An 8,341-nucleotide genomic window follows, 5' to 3' on the forward strand; every position below is an offset into this window, starting at 1 on the left:
GGCCGGATATATGGAAGCAATCCTGTCACTGTTAAAGGTTCACAATGTCTTGCAAACTGGGAGGAGACCATATATGCGTACCACGCACCATTATTAAAAAGGTTTCCCCACCGCCAATAACACAACAGCAATCAGGATCAACACCGGGGCCTCATTAAACCAGCGGTAGTAGGTGTGACTGTGCTGGTTGTTATCATCGCGGAAGGCCTTGCGGAGGTAGCCACACATATGATGATAGATAAGCAGTAGTGTTACCAGTATCAGTTTTATCGGTAACCATAACGTCGTGTAGATGTAGGCCTCCCAGGCATAATCAACCAGTAACCAGATGCCAAAAATGAAGGTTAGTAGTGCCCCGATATTCATCATCACATAGAGCTTGAATTCCATGATTTTAAAGCGTTCATTCCCGGCTGCATCATGGCAATCGGCATGATAGACAAAGAGTCGGGGCAGATAGAATAACCCGGCAAACCAGGTAACCATTGAGATGATGTGTAATGCCTTAACCCAGATCATTGTGTGTCACCTGTTCTGTTGAGTATGTGTTGCTGGTGTTAAAAGAGCGGCGAAGTCATTAGATGCGGTAACTTTGTTTGATGTCATCGCGTGTGAGTATGCCATAAGTCAGGGTGTTGGTATTTGTTTGATGTTGTATGTGTAGAGCCTCGGAATCGCTCTGATCCAGTTTTTTAAGGGCATCATGCAGACTGGCTTGTAGATTGATAGCACAAGAGCGCAGACGTTGTGCCGGAATTTGTAACAGATCAATCTCATCGTCGTCCATTTTACCTTGCATATAGTTTTCCAGGTCAGCAGTGAGTAGTAATGGACTGATCTCTTCATCGCTCTCCAGTAATAACCAAACCGGCGGTGATTTGAGTATTCGTGCGGCTTGTTCCGGGCTGATCTTTTGTGTGATCGTTTTTACACTGCGCTCCATGATATGAGTGACACTGATGCGTTGCAGTCCTTGAGTTACCGGGTCATCCTTGTATTCCAGTCCCCGTGCACGCATTAATTCAATGAATACAGAACCCCTACCAAAGACTTCCTTGTTGACCAACAAGGCACCAATAACGGCCAGCATTCCAGGCAGGATAACACCTGGATTGCCACTGAGCTCAAGCAGGGCGATGAGCGCGGCGAGGGGGGCGTGCAGGGTTGCGCCCATCATTGCACAGATACCAATGAGAACAAAAAGGGTGGGTGACGAGGCGAGTTCCCCTGGCATAATCAAGCCAGTGATGATGCCAATACTTCCTCCTGCAGCCGCACCGATAAGGAAGGTCGGCGCAATCAGTCCGCCTGGGATACCCAAACCAATCCCGGCGGTGGTGGCAAGGATTTTGACCAGGGTGATGGTGAGTAATAACAGGATACCAATCTCACCAATCAGGATCTCATTGATAACATCATAGCCAACTCCCATTATGCTAGGGACTGGAAGGGCACAGATGCCGACAATGATGCCAGCAATGGTCGTGCGTTGCCAGATCGGGTGATCCGCCAGTATGTGGGTGAAGAATAATAGTGAACGGGTAAACAGGGCAGCGAGCACGCCGATGATCAGGCCGGTGAGAAGAATCCAGGGTAGTTCGTATATGGAACCGAGGTTTATGTTCGATACTGAAAAGAGAGCACTATGTCCTAATACGGCTTGAGTGATACTGGTGGCACTGACCGCGGCAAGTATGACTGGGGCAAAGCTGACCATGGTGTATTCCATCATAATTACCTCCATGGCAAATATGACACCTGCCAGCGGGGTATTGAAGGAAGCGGCGATGGAGGCAGCAACACCACAGGCGACCAGAGTGCGACGACAGTGATTGGGGAGCTTTAGCCACTGACCAAACCAGCTTCCTGTGGCGGCACCAATATGTACGCCAGGTCCTTCCCGACCCACTGAGTGTCCGCTAATAATGCTTAGACTGGCAGTGATGAATTGAATGACGGCATTGCGTACGGGGAGTTGTGCCTGATGGTAATGGAGTCGCTCAATGACGTGGGTGATGCCGAGTTGACGATCTTCCTTGTTCAGGTAATGCAAGATTAGTCCAATGACAAGCCCGCCCATTACGGGCAACAGGAAGCGATAGCTTAGTGGCAGGTGCGCGTAGGCGATAGCATGGTTGCCGGACAGAATGGCAGTCTGACCTGCCTCGATGATTAACAGGAGTGTGATGATAGCGGCACTGACCAGGCTACCAGTGATGAGACCGAGTATGGACAGCAGCGGTAAGGTGTTGGCATTGGCGAGATGAAGCCCAATACGCGCGCTGATTTTGTGCCAATGTCTTTTCAAGTCATGATTATTCATTACGAGCTATTATGCCACACTCCCAACCGGGGACAGAGCCGGTTTTTGGCTCTGTCCCCTCAAGCACTCCGCACCAAAAAACCGGCACCAAAAATCTGGCTTTGCTCCTTCGTCGGTAGGGTGCGCACTGCGCACCAAAAATCTGGCTCTACCCCCTCCGTCTCTTCTAAAGTATCATAGCTAAAGTAATGTATAGGTTTTTGAGGAAGTAAACCAATGATTAAAGTGGGCGTAGTCGGTGGAACAGGTTATACAGGCGTGGAGTTGCTGCGTCTGTTGGCAGGGCATGGTGGTGTGGAACTATCGGTTATTACCTCGCGTTCCATGGCTGGCACAGCAGTGTCTGATTTATTTCCCAACCTACGTGGTTATGTTGATCTGTGTTTTTCTGAACCGGATATCAATACGCTGGCCGCCTGTGATCTGGTGTTTTTTGCGACACCGAATGGCACCGCTATGAAGATGGTGCCGGAGTTGTTGGCAGCGAATACGCGGGTGATTGATCTGGCAGCTGATTTTCGTCTACGTGATCCATCGGTTTGGGAGCAGTGGTATGGCATGCCTCATGCCTGTCCTGATCTGCTGGAGGAAGCGGTGTATGGTCTGCCGGAAATGAATCGTGACACTATTCAATCCGCTCGCCTGGTGGCGAATCCAGGCTGTTACCCAACAGCTATCCAGCTGGGGTTTTTACCCTTGATTGAGGCCGGTCTGGTGGATGAGACTGATTTGATTGCGGATGCAAAATCCGGGGTGAGTGGTGCTGGTCGTGGTGCCAATGTGGCTGCCTTATTATGTGAGAGTAGCGAGAGCATGAAGGCTTATGCCGTTCCCGGTCATCGCCATCTGCCGGAGATCAAGCAGGGGCTGGATACTCAGGCTTGTGGTGCGGTGGGTTTAACCTTTGTGCCCCATCTGACACCAATGATTCGGGGTATTCATGCCACTCTGTATGCGCGTCTGAAACAGCCCAAGGAGGATCTAATTGAGCTGTTTAAGTGGCGTTATGAAGGTGAACCATTCGTTGATATTATGCCTGCGGGTTCACACCCGGAGACGCGTTCGGTGCGTGGTTCCAATCATTGCCGTATGGCGATTCATTGTCCACCGGATACCGGTCGTGTGGTGGTGTTGTCGGTGATTGATAATCTGGTCAAAGGCGCAGCCGGGCAGGCGGTACATAATATGAACATTATGCTAGGTCTGGAGGAAACTACCGGGCTGGGTGCTATTGCCTTACTACCGTAATCCCTGTTTAATGTAATGCGGGTCGGTGTCTATTTTTAGGCTGGCACAGGTCGGGGACATAGCAAGTTTTATCTGCTGTGTCCCCTCGAAGAGTTCCACGAACCTCAACCGAACGTGCTCGTAAAATAAAAAATTGTTGGGTTACGCGATAAATCGCTAACCCAAGCTTTTGTTTTCTTGGTTTCCATGCTCCTGCGTGGGAACCCAAGGGCATGATGTTATCCTACTATGGGGTATGCATTCCCACGCAGAGCATGGGAACGAGGAACTACTCAGGATGGATTCCCGCCTGCGTGGGATGTCTACAGGAATGACAAATTAACGGGGTTGTAGTTATTAAGCGTCTATTATTATTTTCTACTCGGCATATTATTCTGTATGCCGTATTTCTTGTTGTATTCCTGTTGTTGCTGGGGTGGTGGTTATTCGACACAGGCTATGATCAGGGTGCCGGGGATTTGCAGCAGTTTGAGCTTGATCAAGTGCGCTTGCAGCAGCAGGTGGGACAGTTGCTTGATCTCAAGGATCAGCATGAAAGGCAGTTGGTGATTGTTGCGCGTGCACAGCAGGTGGACAAGCAGGCCTATGCGGATGTGGAGCAAGAATTGCTCGCTCTACAAAGTAAAATTCTTGCCTTGCGTGAAGATCTATCTTTTTATCGGGGTATTATGGCTCCTGAGGATATGCAGGTTGGGCTCAGGATACAGAGTTTTGAGGTGGCGGCGGGTATTGCGCCGGGTTATTTTGATTATCAATTGCTGCTGGTGCAGATCAAACGTAATAGCCGTTTTATTCGGGGTGCGGTTGAGATGCAGGTCGAGGGTGAGCAGGATGGTGTGCCGGTGACGCTGGATTTGAAGACTATCTCTGAGCCGGTTATTCGTAAGCATAGTTTCAAATTCCGTTATTTTCAGAGTATTGCCGGGCAGATGCATCTACCGGATGGGTTTTCTCCACATTCTGTACGGATTCGTGTAATTCCCTCCAGTCGTCCCGGCTCTATGTTAAAATGGACGTATAAGTGGGCTATTTGAGGAAAGTATAATGTGGGGATCTGACAAAAAACAGCAGCGGGTAAAGATTGATACATTGATTGGTCAGCACACGGAGATTCGTGGGGATCTTCATTTTAGTGGTGGTCTGCATGTGGATGGTGTCATTAATGGTGACGTGATAGCGGAAGAAGGCTCGTCTTCAACCCTGGTGTTGAGTGAACACGGGCGTATTGATGGCATGATTCGTGTGCCTAATATGGTGCTGGATGGTGTGGTTAATGGTGATGTGCATGGTTCAGAACATATTGAACTGGCATCCTGTACTCATGTGACAGGCGATGTGTATTACAAGATGCTGGAAATGGCTATGGGTGCCGAGGTTAATGGTCGCCTGGTGCATGGTGCCGAGGCCTTGCGCGCCGTTGCAGATGTTACCGAGATCGCTGCTCGACCTAATACTTGACTATTTTACTAAGGATTGGGATAATGTGTTTAATTTAAGCGATATTGTTGTGCGGAGATGTAGAAAATGAGTGGGATTGCAGTAGAAAGTGTTCAAAGCCTGGTGTTTACCGATGCGGCGGCCAGCAAGGTGCGCGAGCTGATGAAGGAAGAGGACAATGACAATCTGAAATTACGCGTGTTTATCAGTGGCGGTGGATGTTCAGGTTTTCAGTACGGTTTTTCATTTGATGAAGATATCAATGACGGTGATACCCAGGTGGTTAATGATGGTATAACCTTATTAGTTGATCCGATGAGTTTCCAGTACCTGGTCGGTGCCGAGATTGATTATAAGGATGATCTTGAAGGTGCGCAGTTTGTGATTCGTAACCCTAATGCCACCACCACCTGTGGTTGTGGTTCGTCCTTTTCAATGTAATAGGTAGGGTGCGTATTACGCACCAAAAGGTGTTGGTGCGCAGTGCGCACCCTACCTTGAGTAGATTCCCCCTAAAACAGTCTCTTGAGTAGCCCCGGTAACCGCAGGCAGGTTGCCGGCTTTGCTGTTCAGCGTCTGTTGCGCCAGCCAGGCAAAGGCGACTGCTTCAACCCAATCAGGATCAATCCCATGCTCAGCGGTGGATGCTATGTTGAATACGGGTAGTTGTTGCTGTAGTCGCTGAATAAGATATTGATTATGAGTGCCACCACCACAGGTGAGTATCTGTCCGCCCTGGCAACTTGCGCTGATGCCTTGTGCGATGGTACTGGCGGTGAGTTCAACTAGAGTTGCCTGAATATCCTGTGCCGGGATCTCTTGATATCGTTCTCCCAGTTTTGCATTAAGCCAGTCCAGATTGAAGGTCTCACGTCCCGTACTCTTGGGTGGTTTAAGCTGGAAGTAGGGTGTGTCTAATAGCTGTTGTAGCAAGGCAGGATGAATTTTCCCACTCGCAGCCCAGCTACCATCGCGATCAAAGAGCTGTTGCTGCTGTTGTTGCATCCAGGCATCCATTAATACATTGCCCGGTCCGGTATCAAAGCCGGTGGTCGGGATCAGTGGGTCGGTTGGCAGGTGGGTGATATTAGCCATACCACCGATATTCAGAATGATGCGTTCATGTTTTTTGTCTTGAAAAAAAGCCTGATGAAAGGCGGGTGCCAATGGCGCCCCTTGTCCTCCGGCAGCAATGTCACGACGGCGAAAGTCGCAGATGGTAGTAATACCGGTTTGTTGGGCAATCTGATTGGCATCGCCGATCTGTAGGCTGAACGGGTATTCTTCATCAGGGTAATGGGCGATGGTCTGGCCGTGGCTACCAATAGCCTGGATATCCTGCGAGGTGAATGCTGTGTCTGCCAACAGGGCGTTGACGGCATCGGCGAATAATTGACCCAGTTGTTGATCCAGTCTGCCGAGGGTAACTAGAGAATGTCTGGCATCCACTTGCATTAGTTCTAGTAGTTCGTTACGCAGTACATCGGGTATCGGGTGTTGGTGTGTGGCGATGATACTGATCTGATTTGAATCAAGATCGGTCAATACGGTATCAATCGCGTCCAGGCTGGTTCCGGACATCAGGCCAATAAAGAGGTTGTTCATCCCTGCTGTCACGTTAACTCAAGAGACAGGGATGGCTCTTCTCTAACAGAGACCGTTGCCCGCATGGACGCGGGCATCGAGCCTACATGGATGTATTCACGGCGTGTCTCTGTTAGAGAAGAGCGATTCATGTCTCGAGCTTACCAGGCATATTCTTTTCAACTAAAATCATGTCATTAGTTCTACGGCGTATCTTGCATGGCAAGCTGGGTGCGTTGGAACAGATCCAGTTGGGTGAGTAGCTGTTGTGCCTCATTCTTGAATCCACTCAGGTATTTCTTGTTGATCGGTTCTGCTGCCGGTAGCTTGACGGTCAGTGGATTGCGGTGACGATTATTGACTCGGAATTCATAATGCAGGTGAGGGCCGGTGGCTAAGCCGGTACTACCCACATAGCCAATGGTTTGTCCCTGTTGAACCCGGCTACCCGTCTTTAGCCCGGAACGAAATTTAGACATGTGGGCGTATAAGGTGCTGTAGCGTGTGCCGTGTTGAATAATAATGGCATTACCATAACCGCCCTTGCGACCCCGGTGAATAATTTTACCGTCACCAGTGGCCTTGATAGGGGTGCCTCTGCTGGCAGCGTAGTCGACACCCTTGTGAGCACGAATCTTGTTCAGTACCGGGTGCTTGCGCTTCAGGTTAAAGCGGGAACTGATCCTTGCTAATGGGATGGGGGTACGCAGGAAGGCTTTACGCATACTCTTGCCATCGGCTGTGTAGTAGTTGGAGTCGCCATCGGGTGTCGTATAACGAACCGCTTTGTAGGTGCGGCCATGATTGATGAATTCAGCGGCAACAATATTGCCATCACCAATCTTCTCACCGTCCAGGTAGAGTTCTTCGTACATAATATTGAAGTGATCACCTTTGCGTATATCCAGGGCAAAATCAATATCCCAGCCAAAGATGGCGGCTAGTGCCATGGTGGTTTTATCAGATAGATCAGCGCGTTGGGCGCTGAGGAATAGAGAATCGTTGACTGTAGTGCCAACGTGGCGGATACGGCGTTCAGGCGTGCGTTGGATGTTTTGGGCATGAAAGATATTATTGCTGCGCTCAATTTGTAAGCTGTTCAGCGGGTCTTTCTGTAACACCAGCTTTTGTAATTTCTGGTTTTTATCGAGGGTAAAAATCAGCTGGTCACCTGGGTGAATGCGCCGCAGATCAGTAGCGGGTTTTCCTAGTGCGAGGATTTTACTGATGACCTTCTGGTTGAGTCCTTGTTTAAGGAAAATGCTGGATAGATTATCGCCGGTACGTACTTGATGGGTTTGAGTGTGGTAGTCAGGTGTTGGCTGCGCGGGTGTCGTGCTTACCTTAGTCGTTTCATGGGCTTGCTTATCGACTACGGTGGGTATAACTTCCTGTTGCAAGTCAATTTTGATATTCTTGCTACGGGTTGCTTCCGCTTGTTCGGAGGTGAGGCTAAAGAATATGCTGCTAATAGCAATGATGCCGATCAGGATAAACCAGTGCAGAGAATGTTTCTTTGTAGCGTGACTACGATGTCTATCCAGTAGTGGGCGGTAGTCAATTTGTGATGAATAATGTTGTTGCACTGGATAACCTTATAGAACAATTTCCCTAACCCTACTATTGACGGCGTTAATGGTCAATGGTTTAGGCAAAAGTGTTAGCCCAAAGCAGTAATGTCCCTATTGAACAAAGCTAAAATGTCCCTATTTGGGGCTGGGAATGTTACAAATGAGTCACGCAGAAATC

The 8,341-nt window shown here is 49.2% G+C and carries 8 protein-coding genes; 4 read left to right on the plus strand and 4 right to left on the minus strand.

Going from position 1 to position 8,341, the window contains the following annotated elements; translation table 11 throughout:
* Positions 1-93: 93 nt before the first annotated feature.
* Both GXP22_06835 and GXP22_06840 read right to left on the minus strand, forming a co-directional pair.
* A complete protein-coding gene (locus tag GXP22_06835; GenBank protein NOX09187.1) occupies positions 94-519 on the minus strand; it encodes a CopD family protein in 426 nt (141 codons plus the stop codon).
* A 58-nt stretch (positions 520-577) separates the two neighbouring features.
* On the minus strand, positions 578-2,323 hold the full coding sequence (locus GXP22_06840; protein ID NOX09188.1) for a chloride channel protein: 1,746 nt from the start codon (positions 2,321-2,323) through the stop codon (positions 578-580).
* 216 nt (positions 2,324-2,539) lie between these two features.
* Between GXP22_06840 and GXP22_06845 the strand changes: the two genes are divergently transcribed.
* From GXP22_06845 to erpA, 4 genes are all read left to right on the plus strand, one after another.
* Positions 2,540-3,571, plus strand: coding sequence for an N-acetyl-gamma-glutamyl-phosphate reductase (locus tag GXP22_06845; protein ID NOX09189.1), 1,032 nt, complete (start codon positions 2,540-2,542; stop codon positions 3,569-3,571).
* A gap of 404 nt (positions 3,572-3,975) precedes the next feature.
* Positions 3,976-4,605 (plus strand): hypothetical protein, encoded by a 630-nt coding sequence (locus tag GXP22_06850; protein NOX09190.1) that lies wholly within the window; start codon positions 3,976-3,978, stop codon positions 4,603-4,605.
* Between the two features lie 10 nt (positions 4,606-4,615).
* Entirely contained in the window at positions 4,616-5,029 is a 414-nt protein-coding gene (locus GXP22_06855; GenBank protein ID NOX09191.1) for a polymer-forming cytoskeletal protein, read from the plus strand.
* Between the two features lie 66 nt (positions 5,030-5,095).
* The gene (gene erpA / locus GXP22_06860; protein NOX09192.1) at positions 5,096-5,449 is read left to right on the plus strand and encodes an iron-sulfur cluster insertion protein ErpA; all 354 of its coding nucleotides are present in this window, start codon (positions 5,096-5,098) and stop codon (positions 5,447-5,449) included.
* 51 nt (positions 5,450-5,500) lie between these two features.
* Here erpA and GXP22_06865 read toward each other — a convergent pair whose 3' ends face one another.
* Both GXP22_06865 and GXP22_06870 read right to left on the minus strand, forming a co-directional pair.
* On the minus strand, positions 5,501-6,613 hold the full coding sequence (locus GXP22_06865; protein NOX09193.1) for an anhydro-N-acetylmuramic acid kinase: 1,113 nt from the start codon (positions 6,611-6,613) through the stop codon (positions 5,501-5,503).
* 182 nt (positions 6,614-6,795) lie between these two features.
* The gene (locus tag GXP22_06870) at positions 6,796-8,178 is read right to left on the minus strand and encodes a peptidoglycan DD-metalloendopeptidase family protein (protein ID NOX09194.1); all 1,383 of its coding nucleotides are present in this window, start codon (positions 8,176-8,178) and stop codon (positions 6,796-6,798) included.
* Between the last annotated feature and the right edge of the window lie 163 nt (positions 8,179-8,341).

The sequence above is a fragment of the Gammaproteobacteria bacterium genome (assembly GCA_013151035.1).
Lineage (GTDB): Bacteria > Pseudomonadota > Gammaproteobacteria > JAADJB01 > JAADJB01 > JAADJB01.

Coding starts and splice junctions, on each gene's coding strand:
- GXP22_06855 (NOX09191.1), top strand. CDS start 4,616: ATGTGGGGATCTGACAAAAAACAGCAGCGGGTAAAGATTGATACATTG.
- GXP22_06845 (NOX09189.1), top strand. CDS start 2,540: ATGATTAAAGTGGGCGTAGTCGGTGGAACAGGTTATACAGGCGTGGAG.
- erpA (NOX09192.1), top strand. CDS start 5,096: ATGAGTGGGATTGCAGTAGAAAGTGTTCAAAGCCTGGTGTTTACCGAT.
- GXP22_06835 (NOX09187.1), bottom strand. CDS start 519: ATGATCTGGGTTAAGGCATTACACATCATCTCAATGGTTACCTGGTTT.
- GXP22_06840 (NOX09188.1), bottom strand. CDS start 2,323: ATGAATAATCATGACTTGAAAAGACATTGGCACAAAATCAGCGCGCGT.
- GXP22_06865 (NOX09193.1), bottom strand. CDS start 6,613: ATGAACAACCTCTTTATTGGCCTGATGTCCGGAACCAGCCTGGACGCG.